The 18227-nt window shown below is 50.4% G+C and carries 15 protein-coding genes; 11 read left to right on the top strand and 4 right to left on the bottom strand.

From position 1 onward, the window contains the following. Positions 1 to 51: 51 nt before the first annotated feature. The 7 genes from CWI84_RS03640 to CWI84_RS03610 are packed head-to-tail and all read left to right on the top strand — an operon-like array spanning position 52 to position 8695. Positions 52 to 2355, top strand: a complete 2304-nt coding sequence (locus tag CWI84_RS03640) for an LPS-assembly protein LptD (protein WP_241968722.1) — start codon at positions 52 to 54, stop codon at positions 2353 to 2355. Between the two features lie 11 nt (positions 2356 to 2366). Further along, a complete protein-coding gene (gene surA, locus CWI84_RS03635; protein ID WP_126841222.1) occupies positions 2367 to 3665 on the top strand; it encodes a peptidylprolyl isomerase SurA in 1299 nt (432 codons plus the stop codon). Then, positions 3666 to 4652, top strand: a complete 987-nt coding sequence (gene pdxA / locus CWI84_RS03630; RefSeq protein WP_126841221.1) for a 4-hydroxythreonine-4-phosphate dehydrogenase PdxA — start codon at positions 3666 to 3668, stop codon at positions 4650 to 4652. Then, positions 4649 to 5449, top strand: a complete 801-nt coding sequence (rsmA, locus tag CWI84_RS03625) for a 16S rRNA (adenine(1518)-N(6)/adenine(1519)-N(6))-dimethyltransferase RsmA (RefSeq protein WP_126841220.1) — start codon at positions 4649 to 4651, stop codon at positions 5447 to 5449. The genes pdxA and rsmA overlap by 4 nt, the downstream gene beginning before the upstream one ends. A 6-nt stretch (positions 5450 to 5455) precedes the next feature. Continuing rightward, positions 5456 to 5833: a Co2+/Mg2+ efflux protein ApaG gene (gene apaG, locus CWI84_RS03620; RefSeq protein WP_126841429.1), complete on the top strand. Its 378-nt coding sequence runs from the start codon at positions 5456 to 5458 to the stop codon at positions 5831 to 5833. Beyond that, entirely contained in the window at positions 5833 to 6642 is an 810-nt protein-coding gene (locus CWI84_RS03615) for a symmetrical bis(5'-nucleosyl)-tetraphosphatase (RefSeq protein ID WP_126841219.1), read from the top strand. Before apaG ends, CWI84_RS03615 begins: the two co-directional genes overlap by 1 nt. A 52-nt stretch (positions 6643 to 6694) precedes the next feature. Further along, complete coding sequence (locus CWI84_RS03610; protein ID WP_126841218.1) at positions 6695 to 8695, top strand: methyl-accepting chemotaxis protein; 2001 nt, start codon at positions 6695 to 6697, stop codon at positions 8693 to 8695. Positions 8696 to 9593: 898 nt separating this feature from the next. On the opposite strand, the gene tyrS is transcribed toward CWI84_RS03610, so the two are convergent. Next, a complete protein-coding gene (tyrS, locus tag CWI84_RS03605) occupies positions 9594 to 10796 on the bottom strand; it encodes a tyrosine--tRNA ligase (RefSeq protein WP_126841217.1) in 1203 nt (400 codons plus the stop codon). Positions 10797 to 10991: 195 nt separating this feature from the next. Between tyrS and CWI84_RS03600 the strand changes: the two genes are divergently transcribed. Continuing rightward, positions 10992 to 12305 carry a peptidoglycan DD-metalloendopeptidase family protein gene (locus CWI84_RS03600; RefSeq protein ID WP_241968721.1) on the top strand — a complete coding sequence of 438 codons (1314 nt, stop codon included), beginning with the start codon at positions 10992 to 10994 and terminating at the stop codon, positions 12303 to 12305. After that, entirely contained in the window at positions 12305 to 13429 is a 1125-nt protein-coding gene (locus CWI84_RS03595) for an anhydro-N-acetylmuramic acid kinase (RefSeq protein WP_126841216.1), read from the top strand. Before CWI84_RS03600 ends, CWI84_RS03595 begins: the two co-directional genes overlap by 1 nt. Here the strand turns inward: CWI84_RS03595 and pepQ are convergent, their stop codons facing one another. The 3 genes from pepQ to CWI84_RS03580 form a co-directional block, all read right to left on the bottom strand. Next, on the bottom strand, positions 13430 to 14752 hold the full coding sequence (gene pepQ, locus CWI84_RS03590; RefSeq protein WP_126841215.1) for a Xaa-Pro dipeptidase: 1323 nt from the start codon (positions 14750 to 14752) through the stop codon (positions 13430 to 13432). A 90-nt stretch (positions 14753 to 14842) separates the two neighbouring features. Continuing rightward, entirely contained in the window at positions 14843 to 15190 is a 348-nt protein-coding gene (gene erpA, locus CWI84_RS03585; protein WP_126841214.1) for an iron-sulfur cluster insertion protein ErpA, read from the bottom strand. 56 nt (positions 15191 to 15246) lie between these two features. Beyond that, positions 15247 to 16011, bottom strand: a complete 765-nt coding sequence (locus tag CWI84_RS03580; protein WP_241968720.1) for a DUF6776 family protein — start codon at positions 16009 to 16011, stop codon at positions 15247 to 15249. Positions 16012 to 16096: 85 nt separating this feature from the next. On the opposite strand from CWI84_RS03580, the gene CWI84_RS03575 reads away from it, so the two are divergent. Both CWI84_RS03575 and hemJ read left to right on the top strand, forming a co-directional pair. Then, positions 16097 to 17797 carry a chloride channel protein gene (locus tag CWI84_RS03575; RefSeq protein ID WP_126841213.1) on the top strand — a complete coding sequence of 567 codons (1701 nt, stop codon included), beginning with the start codon at positions 16097 to 16099 and terminating at the stop codon, positions 17795 to 17797. Then, on the top strand, positions 17794 to 18225 hold the full coding sequence (gene hemJ, locus CWI84_RS03570; RefSeq protein WP_126841212.1) for a protoporphyrinogen oxidase HemJ: 432 nt from the start codon (positions 17794 to 17796) through the stop codon (positions 18223 to 18225). Before CWI84_RS03575 ends, hemJ begins: the two co-directional genes overlap by 4 nt. Positions 18226 to 18227: the final 2 nt, after the last annotated feature.

The following is an 18227-nucleotide window of genomic DNA, read 5'->3' as shown; positions in this document are numbered from 1 at the left end:
TAATGAAAATTGCTTTATCATAGCCCCAATTTTTCGCGAAACCGAGTGGTAATGAAGCGTAACGTCCAAAGCCCACGTTTAACAGCGTCGTTTTTACGGTTGAGTTTAGCTAGCTTGGCGCTGCTGTGCAGCGCTGCAGGCACCGCGGCTCCGCAGCAAGCGGCGCCAGCTCAGTGCCCAGCAACCGATCGCATTGCGGCTTATGCTCCTCCTTCGCCAATCGTTGGCATGCAGCAGGGCAGTATCGGTGTGCGTGCCGATCATGCCACCGTGGAACAAGTCGGTAATAAGGCCAACTTCTGGGGCGACGTTGAAGTTCAGAACCAACAACTGTGGTTGTTTACCGACCAAGCGACCATCAATCAGGCAACCGGCCGCATTGAGGCGCGCGGTAATGTACGCTTTAGTGATGGCTTCGTAAACGTTACTGGCGAAGGCTTTTCGTTAGACGGGCAGAATAACCAAGTCGAGTTACGCCAAACCCGTTACCAAATGGCAACAACCAACGCGACCGGTGTCGCCGAAACCCTGAAAATCGATCAACAGTCGGTTAATTTGCTTGGTTCAACCTTTACCACCTGCCCTGCTGAGGATCCGGCATGGCAACTCAGTGCAGAGCGCATTGCGGTGAGCGAAAATGAAGATTTCGGCGAAGCCTGGAATGCAAAATTTGAACTATTCGATGTCCCTGTTTTTTACATTCCCTACTTTACCTTCCCTGTGAACGACAAGCGTAAAACTGGGTTGTTATACCCCACTATAGATTCGTCATCGACAAGTGGTTTAGAGGTATCCTTGCCTTATTACTTCAATATCGCCGCCAATATGGACGCAACCCTAACGCCGTCGATACTGACCAATCGAGGTGCGATGATTGCGGGGGAATACCGCTACCTATTTGAGCGCCAGCAAGGCCAAGTCAATTTGGAGTTTTTGGGTTCGGACAATAGCATCGAAACTCGTCCAGACCGCTATTTATGGCATGTTAATCACTCAGCCAAGTTTTCCGATCGACTCAGCGGCTACCTCAATGCAACCGGCATTAGCGATGATGATTATATTAATGACTTTGGCAGCGAATTCGCTGGTCGCGCCGATACCAGTATCTATCGCGTCGCGCAACTCGACTACCAATACCACGATTGGCATGCGCAGTTACGAAGCGAGGACTATGAACTGTTGGGGCAATTCAACCCAGCGTTTCGCACCATGCCGCAAATCTCCTTGGATTATCAACCGTTCCAATTAGAGAATGGCTTGAACGCGCGTTGGGAGAGTGAGCTGACCTACTTCCAAAACCAACAGCGAGGGGACGAACACGCGCTACGTTTACATCTACAACCGTCTCTGGCTTTGGCGTATGAAGATCCCGCTTTTGAAGGGCTGGCGGAAGCCAGTATGTTGTACACCCGTTATGAGCAGCGTAGCCCTAATGAACAACTAGCCGAATCTACCGGCCGCACGCTGCCACGTCTGCGTTTGCGTGGCCAAGTAAACTTTGAGCGAATCTACGAAAGTGACGGCGAAAACTTCCGTCAAACACTGTCGCCACAAATTCAGTACCTTTACGTTCCGTTCCGAGACCAAAGCGATATCGGCATTTACGACACCACGTTAATGCAGGATGACTACAATGGCTTATTCCGCGCCCGACGCTTCTCTGGCTTAGACCGAGTTGCCGAAGCAAACCAAGTGACTGTGGGGGCAAGCACCCAACTCTTCGATGCCAGCGAGCACGAGCTGATGCGGCTCAGCATTGGTCAAATTTATTACTTGGAAAATAGTCGAACCGGGTTACTCGACGACAGTGCAGAGATCACTTCGAGTAACTCCGAAGTGGCAGGTGACTTGGCATTTCAAGTGGGACGACGCTGGTCGTTTAGTGCCGCGATTCAATACGATACGGAACTTAATGTCACCCGCAAGAGTCAGACCGCGTTAGAATACCGCAAAGACGACCAACACCTGATTCAGCTTAGCCACCGAAACGTCAGTGATGTTTTCACAACAGATATTGAACAGGTTGGCATGCAGACGGTATGGTCGCTAGGCTCACGCTGGCAAGTCGCAGCAAATGTTTATTACGACTTAAGTAATGATCGCACCAATGATGCAATTCTCGGGTTACAATATCAAAGCTGCTGTTGGGCACTGAGGTTCAGTGCTTATCGGCGCATCAATCGCAACCTTGAATTTGTACAAAACTCAGCACAGCCATTCGGGCAACCTGAGTTTGACAATGGCATCAGCCTGCAATTTATCATTACCGGCTTAACCGGTGACAGTAATAGCCTTATCGATATGCTGCAAAAGAGCATATATGGCTATCGTCGCCCGTTTTATCTCAGTAACTAATGGTAGTCACAATGAAGCGAATTTTTTTAGCGTTCTCACTTATGGCGGTTGCACTCTCAAGCAGCTTTTCTGCAGCTCCCGCTCAAGCACAACAAGTGCTCGACCGCGTCGCGGTGATTGTTGATGAGAATGTCATTCTGGAAAGCCAGATAGATCAACTGGTCGCGCAAGTTAAGCGCCGTTCCGAACAGGCTGGACAACCGTTACCGAGCGAAAAGGTCCTGCGTTCACAAGCGATTGAACGCTTGGTATTGCAAGAATTGCAGTTACAAATGGCGAAGCGTATGGGCATAGAAATTAGCGATGCGCAGCTTGACCAAACCATTAACCGCATTGCAGCCGACCAGGGTATGACAGTTGCTGAACTGCGCCAAGATGTCACTTCCGATGGCACCAGTTGGGCGGCTTATCGAGAGAATGTGCGGACCGAAATCCTTACTGGTCAGGTGCAACGTGCAGCCGTGCAGCGTCGAGTGTCGGTGACCAGCCAAGAGGTAGATAGCTTAGTCGACTTGATTGATGAACAGGGTGCAAATACGGTGGAATATCATTTACGCCAGATCCTTATTCCAGCTCAGTCAGGCTCAAGCCAAAAAGCTATCGACGCAGCGGAAGACAAAGCGAACAACATTATTAGCGAATTGAATAACGGGGGCGACTTTGCCGCCATCGCCATTAGTCGCTCGGCAGGTAATAACGCGTTAGACGGCGGAGATCTTGGATGGATGAGCACCAATGAAATGCCTACCTTGTTCGCTGATGCTGTCGACGGCAAAAGCGAGGGCGCGATCATTGGACCCATTCGAAGCGGCATCGGCTTCCATATTCTTCAGGTTGAAAAAATTCGTGGCCAACAGCAAGTGAAAGTTCAGGAAGTAAAGGCACGGCATATCTTGATCAAGCCTTCAGTCATTTTATCCGACGAAAAAGCCAAAGAGCGGTTGCAAAAATATCGTCAACAAATCATTTCTGGTGAGAAAACGTTTGCCGAGCTAGCGAAAGAGCACTCGGCAGATCCAGGCTCAGCATCACGCGGTGGTGATTTAGGTTGGTCTCGCCCTGCCCGCTATGCGCCAGAGTTTGCGGAAAAAGTAAAAACGTTAGACGTGGGCACGGTCAGTGAACCTTTTAAAACTCAGTTTGGCTGGCACATTGTCCAAGTTGAAGATCGTCGAATGCTAGACGCCACACAAGAGAGCAAGCGCGATAAGGCATACCAAATTTTATTTAGCCGTAAATATCGCGAGGAACTCAATACGTGGTTGCAAGAAATTCGCGACCAAGCCTACGTGGAAGAGGTAGAGAAGTAGATGCTACCCCGCATTGCTTTCACCCCAGGTGAGCCTGCGGGTATCGGTCCGGATTTAGCCATTCGCATGGCGCAACAGGACTGGCAGGCGCAGCTGTGTGTGATTGCCGATGCCGAGTTGTTAACGCAACGCGCGAAACAATTAGGGCTGCCGCTAACCTTGCAGCCCTATAACGCTGCGGCGAAGTCGACCGCTAACCCACCCGGCAGCTTATCCATTATTCATACGCCTTTAGAAGCCCCCGTGGTTGCGGGCGAGCTTAACCCAGCAAACGGCAGTTACGTTGTGCAAACCTTGCACCGCGCCAGTGAGGGTAATCTTAATGGTGAGTTCGATGCGGTGGTTACCGGCCCCGTTCATAAAGGGGTGATCAACCAAGCTGGAATCGCGTTTTCTGGCCACACCGAATACTTTGCCCAGCAAGCTAACTGCAATGATGTGGTAATGTTGTTAGCCACCGAAGGGTTGCGGGTCGCTTTAGTGACCACTCACATCCCTCTCGCGTATGTTGCTAAAGCCATTACCCGTGAGCGGCTAGAAATGGTGCTGCGCATTATCCATGACGATTTTCGTCAGAAATGGAATATTCAGCAGCCACGAATGATCATTTGTGGGCTCAACCCCCACGCTGGCGAGGGAGGGCATCTTGGTCGCGAAGAACTGGATGTCATCAATCCAACACTGCAGCAACTGCGCCTAGAAGGTATGAACCTAGTTGGGCCACTGCCTGCCGATACGCTGTTTCAACCCAAATACCTCGAGCAAGCAGACGTTGTGGTCGCGATGTATCACGACCAAGGTTTGCCTGTGCTGAAATACAAAGGTTTTGGCAATGCGGTAAATATCACCCTAGGGCTACCTTTTATTAGAACCTCGGTAGACCACGGCACCGCACTCGACTTAGCCGGTAAATCCGAGGTCAACGATGGTAGTTGCAGACTGGCCATCGCCACTGCAATCGATATGGTTAATGCAACACGCTCATGAGTAAAACACATTTAGGTCACCGCGCCCGCAAGCGCTTCGGACAAAACTTTCTGCATGACCAAAACGTCATTGCCAATATCGTCCACGCCATAAACCCACAGCCAGGCGAAAACCTGGTTGAAATAGGTCCAGGCTTAGCGGCTTTAACGGAACCCGTCGCCGAAGCTAGTGGGTTGCTGCAGGTGGTCGAACTGGATCGTGATCTTGCCGAACGGCTAGAGCAACATCCATTTTTGCAAGACAAGTTGCAGGTTCACCGCGGCGACGCACTAAAAACCGATTTTCAGCAGTTCACCCGTGAAGGTAAAAAGCTACGCGTGTTCGGCAATTTGCCTTATAACATTTCAACACCGCTGATTTTTCACTTGCTATCGTTTTCAGGCGCGATTCAAGACATGCATTTTATGCTGCAAAAAGAGGTCGTCGAACGTATGGCGGCTGAGCCAGGCAGTAAAGCCTATGGGCGTTTAAGTGTGGGTGTGCAGCAGGCCTGTGAAGTGATTCCGGTATTAGAGGTACCGCCCGGCGCTTTTAATCCCCCACCGAAAGTAGACTCTGCCGTCGTCAGGTTGATTCCTTATGAGCAACCACCGCACTCGGTAAAAGACCGCAAACGTCTACACCAAGTTTGTTTGACAGCGTTTAATCAGCGGCGTAAAACCATAAGAAACAACATGCGTGCGCTAATGACTGCAGAGCAACTAGAGGCGTTGGGAATAGACCCCAGCGCTCGGCCTGAGACGCTGAGTGTTGAGCAGTATTGCGCTATCGCGAATTGGTTAAGTGAGAATAGTTAAGTGGCAATGACGTTACAGGAAGCAGTAGAGATTACCGTGGAAACGCAGTACCTTCCCGCCCAGTCGACGCCTGATGACAATCAGTTTGTGTTTGCGTACACCATCACCATCATAAACCACTCGGAAAAGCCGTTGCAGTTAGTAAATCGTGACTGGCGGATTACCGATGCCGATAACAAAATCACTCGGGTGGCGGGTGATGGCGTAGTCGGGCAACAGCCGCAAATCGCCCCAGGCGAATCGTTTAGCTACACCAGTGGCACCGTTCTCGCAACACCTATTGGTACAATGGAAGGACACTACGGCATGGTCACTGATGAGGGCGAGTCGTTCCGCGTTAACATTCCATCATTCCGCCTTGCCATTCCTAATATCCTGCACTAATGGCCGTTTATTACGTAGGCGATATTCAAGGCTGTATTGCTGAACTAGACGCGCTACTCACTCGCGTCGGTTTTAACCCAAATCTCGACCAGTTACGTTGTGTCGGCGACTTGGTGGCTCGAGGCCCTCACTCTGACGAAGTGGTAAAACGCTTCCAACAGTTAGGCGACGCGGCACTCTGGGTATTGGGCAATCACGACCTCAATTTACTTGCCATTCTCGCGGGAGAACGGGAGCCAAATCCAGCAGACCGTTTGCAGCCATTGATCGAACAGCGCCACGCATTGAACTTAGATGAGTGGATTCGTCAACAGCCTTTAGTACATTATGATAGCCGACGTAACATCTTGATGAGTCATGCTGGGCTTTATCCCCGTTGGTCAATCACTGACGCTTTGAACTACGCCGATGAAGTACATGACAGATTGCGTAATGATAGTGATAACAAGCTGTTGCATAATATGTATGGCAATAAACCTGACAATTGGTGCTCAAGTCTTAGCGGATTCGACCGATACCGATTTATAGTCAATGCATTTACTAGAATGCGTTTTTGCTTTGCTGATGGACGTTTAGATTTTTCCCACAAGGGACCACCGGGTGAGGTTGCGGATAGCCGATTAGCACCTTGGTTTAATAACCGTTCAGCAAGCGAAACACGCATCGTTTTTGGTCATTGGGCGGCCTTAATGGGCCACACAGGGCGTGACGATATAATAGGGTTAGATACAGGTTGCGTGTGGGGCGAGTCCATGACGTTGTGGAACGCCGATAGCGGTGAAGTCATTCAGCAGCCCGCTTTGACATAATTTTGATGATAGTTTTGACAAGCTGTAACAGCGAAATGGTGAGGTACTTTTCATGAAAATAACCGTTGCAATGCGAGTAATTGGTGGATTCGCCATCATTACCCTGCTACTGCTGGTGATAAGCTTAAGTTCAGTGTTTAACATCAACGGTATTGGCGATTCTGCAGAACGCTTAAATGACAAGGCAGTACCTGCCCTTGAGGAAGTGTCGCGTGTGAAAGTCGACATTCTGGAACTCTCTAATATCGAATTACAAGCGTTCTACGATAAAACACAAGACGAACTAGACCATCACAAAGCATTGTTTGAAGAGTCGAAAACCACTCTCAATAAATCGCTTAACCAGCTACAAAACCTCATTGCCGGTGAAGGCCAATCAGACAACATCAAAGCTGTCCGTCAAGAAGCAGAGCAATACATGTCATTGGTCGAACAACTGTTCGCGAAACAATCGACCTACCTTAGCTTAGGCAACCAAGTTAGCGATCAACTGGATAACCTCTCTTTTGGTATTGATGACGCTTCGGTAAAATTGCTAGATACCATGGATGCGGCACAATCTAAGGACGTTAAAAGTGCCGCAAGTAACTTAGAATCCTCGCTATCATCGCTAGTCACTTTGCTTTACGACCTGCGTAATGCCGATAAGCTGGATAAAGCCGACGTTATCCATAGTGAAATCAATATTGCCCTTGAAGGTATCAAACCCGAGCTTGCAAAGCTTGAGAACCAATCAGGTGAAACAGCAGCAGAACTAGTGGCTGACGCCGCTAGTATGACCCGCGATGCCATTTCACAACTAGAAGGTGATGGTTCGTATCCTGATAAAGTCATAAACCGTCTCAAAGCACGTCGCGATGCTCAGAAGCTGCTTGTTGATAGTGAAAGCCAACTTAATGTGGTGATGGGCTTAGCGGAAAAATTGCAGGATGCTGTGCGCAATATTGCCGAAGAAACACGGCAGAACGTCGACTCAACGATTTCAACCGGTAGCTGGGTGAATAGCATCATCACCCTGATTTCTATCGCCTTAGCAGTCGTGATTTCTTGGATTACCGTACGCAGCATCAGCCAACCGTTAGCGAAGGTTAACCACATGCTCAACATCATGGCTGATGGCAACCTTACCGAACGCGTTAACTACAACGCCAAAGACGAATTTGGTGAGCTGGCGAACAACACCAACAAGTTAACCGCCAACCTACGTGAATTGATTAATGGTATCGCTAACCGGGCGACGCAGCTTGCCACAGCCGCAGAGCAGTCATCCACCGTTTCAGTGGAAACCACCAGCGCTATTGAACAACAGCGTAATGAGATCGAACAGGTAGCCACCGCCACGCAAGAGATGAATAGCACTTCTTCAGAAATGGCCAATGGCGCCCAAGAAGCCTTGCGCGAAATTCAGCACTCTGATGAAGAAGCCAGTCGCGTACGTGAAATTTCTGGCAAAAACAAGAAAACTATCGAAGGCTTGGCGTCAGAAATTGAGAACGCATCAACCGTTATTAACCAACTGTACGAGAACAGTAGCAATATCGGTGGCATCCTCGACGTTATCCGTGGCATTGCCGACCAAACCAACTTGCTGGCACTGAACGCCGCTATCGAAGCAGCCCGTGCAGGTGAGCAAGGTCGAGGCTTCGCAGTAGTCGCAGACGAAGTACGGACACTGGCAAGCCGGACGCAAGAGTCTACTGAAGAAATTCAGCAAATGATTGAAAGCTTGCAAACAGATGCGCAACGCGCCGTAACAGTAATGAACAAAGGCCGCGAACAAGCAGAACTCTGTGTCGGCCAATCAGACGAAGCTGCGCAAGCATTGCAGTCAATTACCGACTCCGTGCATCAAGCCGCTGACAGCAGTAACCATATTGCATCAGCCGCACAAGAACAGAGCCGCACAGCACAAGATATCAGCGAGCGCTTGGAAGCCATTGTTTCGATTGCCGAACAAACCGCTTCAGGTTCACGCCAAACAGCCGAAGCATCAAACGAAGTGGCAAAACTGGCAGACGAACTACAAGACTCGATCAAAAGCTTTACGGTCTAAACCGCACAAGCCAAACCACAAAAGCCCGCAGCCGCGGGCTTTTTTGTGCCTGCGTTAAAGTACCAATTCTTTACCGCGACCGGGGGTTTGGGCTCGCGGCATCGTCAGGGTTGGTTGCTCTCTACCACGGCGATTAGCTTGGGTACGTCGGCATCGTGAGGGGCTGGAGGGCGCTTGGTGTGTAGGCGCTTGTTAGAGTCATTGCACGGCACCCCGCCGGTTCACGAAGCTGGGGAAAAAGCCGCTCGAGCTCATCCATGAGGCGCTTAGTCTCCGGCCGTCCATGGCCGGAGATACTTTTTCCCCAGCTTCGCGCCCCAACGTTGTGCGTTAAATGTGGGGGAAGTCGCGCCTACACCCCAAGCTTAGGGCTACGGAGAAGCGATGCCGAAGCCACACCCAGCGCGCCGTGGTAGAGAACAACCAACCCCAAGCAGGCTGTCTGAAGCTGGTGGATAACGGCTAATAGATAAAGGCTGGTACTTCTTTACTGCGGCTTTCCGCGATGGTGGGCGGCATCGCTTCTCCGCACCTATTTGGCTCGGGGTGTGGGCGTGTTTTCCTCGATATTGATGAGCGTATCGTTGGGGCGCGGGGGCTCCGGTAAAAAGCATCTCTGGCCAGGGAGGGCCAGAGACTGAGCGGCCATGGATGGCTCGAGCGTCTTTTTACCGGAGACACCGTGAACCAGCGGGACGCTGAGCACTAACCACCCAAGCGCCCACACTCCGAGCCTTCCCCCAACCCTAACGATGCCGCGGGCCGCAGCCATAGGCCGCAGTAAAGAATTGCCGACGCGCCCAAGCTAGACTCCGTGGTAGGGAACAAGCAATCCCAACCCTGACGATGCCGCGAGCATAAGCCGCCGGTCGCAGTATAGGGTAAACCGCTGCTCGGGTTAGCTTAGTGTCACTTTAGCGAAGCGGCGCTTGCCGACTTGGAGAACGCCAGAGGTTCCTGCTGGGCACTGCCAGCGGGTATCGGAGATTTTCTCGCCGTCGAGTTTTACTGCACCTTGTTTGATCATTCGCAGGGCTTCTGAAGTTGAGGCTACGAGTTCGGCTTCTTTGAGTAAGTTGCCGATCGCCATGCCTTCGCCTTTGCTGTCTACAGTTCGCTCTGGGATATCGTCTGGTAACGCATTTTTAGAGAAGCGCTGGGTAAAATCTTGATGTGCGGCTTCGGCGGCGGCTTCGTCATGGAAACGGGCGATGATTTCTTTTGCTAAGGCAATTTTTACATCACGTGGGTTGGCACCGTCTTCCACCGATTGCTTCAAGGCGTCGATTTCCTGTAACGGGCGGAAACTTAGCAGTTCGAAGTAACGCCACATCAATTCGTCAGAAATCGACATAACCTTGCCGAACATTTCGTTCGCTGGCTCGGTAATACCGATGTAGTTATTGAGTGATTTTGACATTTTCTGAACGCCATCAAGGCCTTCTAACAATGGCATCATCATGACTGTCTGTGGGCGTTGGCCTTCTTCTTTTTGTAATTCGCGTCCCATCAGCAGGTTGAAGCGCTGGTCGGTACCACCGAGTTCGATGTCGGCTTCTAATGCCACGGAATCCCAGCCTTGCACTAAGGGGTAGAGAAACTCATGGATAGCGATGGGTTGGTTCGACTGGTAACGCTTTTTAAAGTCATCGCGTTCCAGCATCCGCGCTACGGTGTGGCGCGCGGCGAGTTTGATCATGCCGTCTGCACCGAGCTTTTGCATCCATTCTGAATTAAAGCGAATTTCGGTCTTTTCGGGATCGAGGATCTTGAACACTTGCTCTTTATAGGTTTCCGCGTTAGCGAGCACTTGCTCTGGGGTGAGCGGTTTGCGCGTTGCATTTTTTCCGGTTGGGTCACCGATCATGCCGGTGAAATCCCCAATCAAAAAAACTACTCGATGTCCCAAGTCTTGGAACGCTCGCATTTTATTGATCAAAACCGTGTGCCCTAGGTGTAAATCAGGTGCGGTTGGATCGAACCCAGCTTTTACGACTAACGGTTTGTTTTCAGACAATTTTTCTTTGAGTTCTTGCTCAAGCAATACTTCATCGGCACCGCGTGTTAATTCCGCGATGGCTTCGTCTACCGACACACTCATTGCAAACTTTCTCCTTTTTGTGCGGTCGTAGCATGGGTAAAAACGGTTATTCTACGCCAACCATGGCAAGGTTTTAAGCATTGTGCACTGGTATTCCCGTTTTTTTCGTATTATCCTGCAAAAGACTCAGTGAATCTGGGGTTATATGGCTTTTGCTGTTTTGATTCACCGACAATAACGAATATGCGCTAACACATGACGTCTGTAATTAAAAAAATGCGCCAGCTGCTTGCCCAGCTCCCGCACCGCCACCAAGTGCTGCTAAGTTTTATCAGCACCTTGATGTTTATTCTGTTGCTGGTCCCCTCCGACCAAGCAACCGCTTCTCGTAATAGCACTCCTGCGGAACAACTTATTCCCGGCCAACGCTATGATCTTGCTTTGGCGTTGCCAGCGCCGGATGTCGATGAACAAGATCCGGAAAATGCGTTAAATTGGCGCTCTTACAAAGTTCGTTCAGGCGATAGTCTGGCGAAAATCTTTGAGCACATGGGGCTAAGTCCGCGACAACTTTATGAAGTGACTGAGTCTGGTGACGAGAGTAAAATTTTACGTAACTTGCACCCGGGTGAACGTCTGCGTTTCGCGCAAGATGGTGACGGTGGCTTAGTGCAGTTAGTGTACCCGCTGTCGGATACCGACACGCTATTGATCACACGCCAAAACGATAGCTATGTTGCCGAGGTAGAAAAGCGTCAGGTTGAAGTCCGCAACCAGTTTGCGCACGCAGTAATTACATCAAGTTTTTGGAATGCGGGTATCGACGCTGGCCTGACCGAAGGCCAGATCATGAGCATTGCGAACATCTTCGGCTGGGACATCGACTTTGCTTTAGATTTACGCAAAGGCGACGAGTTTAGCGTGATGTACGAAAAGCAATTTATCGACGGTGAGTTTGTGGGTTATGGCCGTATTCTTGCTGCTGAGTTTGTCAATAATGGCGAGTATTTCCAGGCGGTATTCAACGACAACGGCCAATATTACACACCGAACGGTCGTGCCATGCGTAAAACCTTTTTACGTTCTCCGGTTAACTTCACCTACATCAGCTCTAGCTTTAATCCACGCCGTCTGCACCCTGTGACAGGGCGCATAGCACCGCACAACGGGATTGATTACGTCGCCCCAGTTGGCACCCCAATTATGGCATCGGGCGATGGCAAAGTTATCGCTAGCTCTTATAACCGTTTGAATGGTAACTATATTTTTATTCAACACGGTGAACGCTACGTGACCAAGTACCTGCACTTGAGTAAAAAGCTGGTACGTAATGGCGAACGTGTTCACCAAGGCCAGATAATCGGTAAACTGGGTTCTACAGGGCGTGTCACCGGTGCGCATTTGCACTACGAATTCCTTGTCGACGGCGTCCATCGTAACCCGCGTAGCGTCGAGCTACCGAAAGCAAAATCGTTGGATGACTCGCAGTTGCCAGCGTTCCGCGCGAAGGCTGACCAGTTGATGGCAATGTTGGAAAATAATAAGCGCGTTTATTTGGCGATGCGCTAATGGCGGGCGACTACTATATCGGCATCATGTCTGGCACCAGTATGGATGCTATCGATGCCGTCGTCGTCGATTTTGCGAATCCCAAACAAGCCGAGCTGCGTGCGAGCTACAGTCTCGCTATGCCAAGGGCATTGCAACAATCTTTACTGGCACTGTGTCACAGCGGCGACAACGAAGTTGAGCGCATCGCTGCAGCGGAAGCCGCATTCGCTGAAGCCTGTGCTTTGGTGGTTGCCGAGGTTTTAGCGCAGGCACAACTTAAAGCCACTGATATCACGGCGATTGCTAGCCACGGCCAAACCATTCGTCATCAACCACAGGCTAAACCACCCTACACCGTGCAAATCGGTGACCCCATGCGCTTAGCTTTGTTAACCGCCATTCCTGTTATTAGCGAGTTCCGCCGCAAAGATATACTGCTTGGCGGCGAGGGCGCACCGCTAGTACCAGCTTATCATCAGGCGGTATTTGCCCGCGCGGATCAACCGACGGCGATTCTCAATCTCGGGGGGATTGCAAATATCACCTGGCTACCAGGCGCCGCCGACGCCGTTACCGGATTTGATACCGGCCCAGCAAATACCCTGCTCGACCAATGGTATCAAGCACACCACAACGGCCAAGGGTTTGATGAAGGCGGTAACTGGGCAGCTCAGGGGCAGGTACACCCTCAACTTTTGGCGCGCCTACTGTCAGACCCGTACTTTAATCGTCAACCACCAAAAAGTACTGGCCGTGACGACTTCCATTTGCCGTGGTTAACTGCGCATATCCAAGCCTGTGGCGACATCGCTGCTACCGATGTGCAGCGCACGTTGGTGGCATTGAGCGCTAAAACTGTCGCCGATGCGGTTGAACGCTTTTTACCGCAACAACCACAGCGACTTTATGTTTGCGGTGGTGGCGCGCTGAATCCGTTATTGATGGAAGCATTACAACAGGCATTGCCGCGCACTATTACGCTGGCAACCACAGAGCAGCTTGGGGTAGAACCGCAGTGGGTTGAGGCGATGGCGTTTGCTTGGCTAGGTTGGTGTTTCGAACATAAAAAACCGGGCAACCTGCCTGCGGTAACAGGAGCGAGTAGCCCGGCAATATTGGGAGTGAAGTACCTCCCCGATTAATTACTGCGCTTCACCTAATTTAGTGAAGGCATCGCGCGTCAGGTTTTCGTTATCGCCATCAGCACCAACCACCACACTATCTTCTATCCGCACACCACCAAACGGACGCAACTGGTCAACCTTCGCCCAGTTGATATCGGTGCTGTCTTTGTGTGCCTCTAGCAGTTGGTCAACCACATACATACCTGGTTCGATGGTGAATACTTGCCCTTGCTCGATAGGACGCAACAAGCGCAAGAATGGGTGGCGATCATCACGGGCATATTCACTGCCATCATCGGCCTTCATAAAACCGCCGACATCGTGTACTTGAAGCCCAATGAAGTGGCCTAGACCGTGTGGCATAAAGGCGCTGGTGTAGCCTTTCTGATAAATACTATCGACATCGCCTTTAACAAAATCAAAGTCAGATAGGATTTGTGCCAGCTTCATATGCTGAGAAACATGCAAGTCGTAGTAGCTTTTACCTGGACGGATTTCAGCCAGAACTGCTTTCTGTGCATCATCAACAGCTTTTACGATGTCTGCATAAAATCCGGTTTCGCGTGCGTAGGTTCGGGTAATGTCTGCGCAGTAACCGTTGTAGGTTGCGCCAGCATCAATCAAGAACGAACGCGATTCGGCTGGCGCGCTGCGGTCATACACGTCGTAATGCAAAATAGCAGGGTGCTCATTCAACGCCACGATGCTGTTATAGGGCTCTTCCGATTCTCGCATGGTGATTTCGTCCAAGTACGCTTGGTGAATGGCGAACTCACTCTTACCTTCAAAGAACGCTGCCTTGGCAGCCAAATGGGCTTTGGCGGCTAAATGGTTGGCTTCACGCAGGTTGCTCACTTCCCATTTGGTTTTAATCGCTCGGTGGAAGTGCAAGTGATCAATTAAGGCTTGCGGATTACGCGCTTTAACCTGCCAGTCTTTCACCGGTTGCGCAAAGTACTCCCCTAAAAATGCTGTGTCTTTCAGGGCGCTGCCTAAATCGCTTTCTAACTGCTTTAGATCGCTGATGACTTTGACAGTAACGTGCTGTTGCCACTCGGCTTCTGGCATATTAACAGGTGCATGCCAAAAATCTTTGGCTTGGAAAAAGTATAACGTCGGCTTGCTATCACCCCGGCGATAGAAAATCGCGCTTTTTGCACTGTCAGTTAGCGGCAACCAATACTTAAATAATGGATTGACGCGAAAGGGGTACGGGTTGTCGTCCAAAAAGGCGACTCGGGGCTGGCCGGCATACACTAAAACCGAATCAAAACCGGTTGCGGCTAATGCAGCGTCAAAACGCTGTTTTACTGTCTCAATATGGGTTGCGTACAAGCTCATTACCACCTCACTGCGTGAAAACTGAGGGGTATTTTATCGCAACTCGGTGGTCACTGCATCCAAAGCAGGATGAACAGCACAGACCCTCGGTTAGATGGAGAAGCTGGCTCCACAGCCACAAGTGGTGGTTGCGTTGGGGTTATCCACGAAGAAACGTGAGCCTTGTAGGCCTTCTTCGTAATTGACGGTACCACCGGCAAGGTATTGCAAACTCATCGGATCGACCACTAGCAATACTCCTTCTTTCTCGATTTCCATATCGCCAGGGTTACATTTTTCATCAAACGTGAAACCATACTGAAAGCCCGAACAGCCGCCACCCGTCACGTAGACACGCAACTTTAAATTAGGGTTCTGTTCTTCCGCGATTAGGCTCTTAACCTTTTTCGCTGCCGCTTCGGTAAATTGAATTGGCATTGCGGTTTCAACTGCGCTCATCGTTCGACTACCTCCCATGATTTGCCCGCGCATTGTCGCTTACCCGACTATTTGGGTCAAGTATTACTATGGGTGGTGACACCCTCTCGTGGTTCGACACTTTGCAGCACTGAGCGCCAGTAAAATCGTCGCTCAAGCTGGCGTTGGGCGCTTTCGGGTAAACTCACTTTGACATCAAAACGTTCTGGTACAAAGTCTTCAGGCAAGAAGAAATCGCCCTCGTACAAGCTAAAGTATCGCATCGCGAATTTGCGGTCCGCATCGCTAATCCGTGCTAAGTCGAGCAGGTCGTACGACTTTACCGCACCATTTGAGCGACCAACCAAGTGAATGCTAATGCGCCCCTCAATCAATTTACGCCGTCGTTCGAGTTGAATAACCGCCAGTTTAAAGTGGAAGTGACGTTCAGCAATATTCGGCGTTAACACGAATGAATCGATAACCACACCATCCGCTTCCAACTCTGGCGCCATGATCTTTTGGTAAAACGCTAATTCCCGACGCAAGCCGAAGTTTTCATCTTGCGCAATCGTGAGCTCCTGTTGCAGGCTGCTGTTGGCTGCCTTTTCAATATCCAACTCCACTTCGTTCACATGGCGTTGATATTCCAACCGCTCAATGCGTTGATAAAGCTGACTTAACTGCTGCCCTTGTTGTGCGACTTTATCTTGCAATACTCCGCCGTACCACATTCCCAAGCGATACGATGCCCACAGCAAAATGGCCAAACAGGCAACCGATATCAACATCACGGGTAACCGCCCATAGCGTTGTTGCCAATAAGAGAGACGCCATTTTTCATTCATAAGTTGTTGACTCATCGGGTGATTGTTATTGTTGGTAATATGTTACACTGAGCTCACTCAGTAACCACATTATCATGACTGATTGCCAAGGACACTGCCCATGCGCCTGCTGCGCACTTTGCAACTTCAGCTTCGATCGCAATTAGCTCGGCCCGCAACCACGCTGGCTATTTGCCTTATGGGGCTGCTTGGTGGCTGCGCTGCGGCATTAGTGATTGTGTTATTCCGCTTCGCCATTGAGCACGGCGGTTATCTTGTCGGAAATAGCACCCAGTGGCAACAGCCAATGTCTGATGTGTCACGCTTTGTTATCCCGCTGGTTGCTGTCGCCATTATTTACCTGCTGTTCAAATTAACCGGCTTTAAACGCATCCGTTTGGGCATTCCTTATGTGATTCATCGCATGAAACAGCACTATGGGATTCTGCCGTGGCGTTCTACCTTGAATCAGTTTTTTGGCGGGATTATTGCCTTAATTGCCGGCTTCAGTGTTGGTCGCGAAGGTCCTGCTGTGCATTTGGGTGCAGCCAGTGCCACTTGGTTGGGCTACCACGTTGATGCACCCAAGAATAGCATCCGTACCCTCGCTGCTTGCGGCATTGCAGCGGCAATTGCCGCGTCTTTTAACACACCTTTGGCGGCAATGGTACTGGTGATGGAAGTGGTTCTGCGGGAATATAAAGTTCACATATTTATTCCCGTGATGTTAGCCGCGGTGGCCGGCTCGTTAATTACTGAGCAGATTTTCGGACCCACCACGGAGTTTGCGATGCTGATTCCGGTCAATATTGAGCCCGCCACTTTACCTTCGGTGGTGTTATTCGGTCTGTTGCTGGGGGTTATTGGCGTGGTCTTCAAAGCGTTAATGTTAGACGTGCTGAAAACCGTGCAACCCATTGCATTATCTACCCGACTATTGTTCGCTGGTTTAATTACCGCAATTTTGGCACTGCTGATTCCCAGCAGCCACGGTCCGGGGCTTTCGGCGATTGCGCAAGTCGCTATGAGTCACCCCGCAATGTCGGTCATTTTTACCTTACTGTTCGCTAAAACTGTGGCCGCTGCTGTCGCTTTAGGAATGGGGGTGCCCGGCGGATTAATAGGCTCTGTATTTGGTATTGGTGCAATCTCGGCAGCACTCTTCGTGAGTTTGCTCAGTCCACTGCATTGGATGCCAGTCGACAGTTTCGACACCTTTATTCTGCTGGGCATGGCAGGCATGTTGGCGGCCTCTATTCATGCACCACTGGCGGCGTTGCTGGCGATTGTAGAATTATCCGGTAGCATCGAAGTGGTGATTCCAGCCATGCTGGTTATCGTGCCGGCATATCTGGTCTCTAACCAGCTGTTTCGGTCAAAGTCTATTTTTATTGCCCAGCTTGAGTTACAAGACTTACCCTACCAAATTGCGCCGGTCACCATTGCCCTGCAAAAAACGGGTGTCGAAGCAGTCATGGAACGCGAATTCAAGTTACTTTTAGACCCCACCCAAGAAGAGTTACTCGATGCCTTGGAGACCGCGCAAGCACAATCGGTCGTGGTGATGACGGTCAATGAAAATAATCAGCCGGAGTATCGCATGGTCAGCTATGACATTGCCGCCGCTTACGGTGAAAATCCGTCATTGAATTATTTGCCATTACAGGGGTTACGGATTACTGCAACCCTGTCCGAAGTCTACGACATTTTGTCACCACAACGACGCGGCGCTGTATATATTTACGATCAAGATAGCAATGACCCACTCGCGTTAGTCACTTGGGAAACAGTCAGAAAAGCCCTACAGAGAGAGTTAGCATGACCACGTTATTATGGATTAAAGCGTTCCACTTAATATTTATGGTGGCTTGGTTCGCCGGTATTTTTTATCTGCCGCGGCTATTCGTGTATCACGCCATGGCAACCGAGCCTGCGGTAGACAAGCAATTAACGGTGATGGAGCGACGTCTGTTTTGGTTTGTCACGCCTTTTGCCGTACTCACTGTGGTGTTCGGCCTGATTTTACTGGTCAGCTACGGTTCAGCGTGGTTCGCTAGCGCCGGTTGGATGCACGCTAAGCTGCTGCTGGTGGCATTACTTTTGGCTTACCACGGTTATTGCTACAAAATCTGGACACAATTCCGGGACGGCAAAAACCAACGCAGTCATCGGTTCTATCGGGTCTACAACGAGCTCCCCGTTATCGCCCTGTTTGCGATTATTTTATTAGCGGTATTAAAGCCCTTCTAATG

This window comes from Idiomarina tyrosinivorans, from assembly GCF_003987475.1.
GTDB classification, from domain to species: Bacteria; Pseudomonadota; Gammaproteobacteria; order Enterobacterales; family Alteromonadaceae; genus Idiomarina; species Idiomarina tyrosinivorans.
The sequence above is the reverse complement of the archived record's forward strand: the minus strand, read 5'-3'. Positions and strand labels throughout refer to the sequence as shown.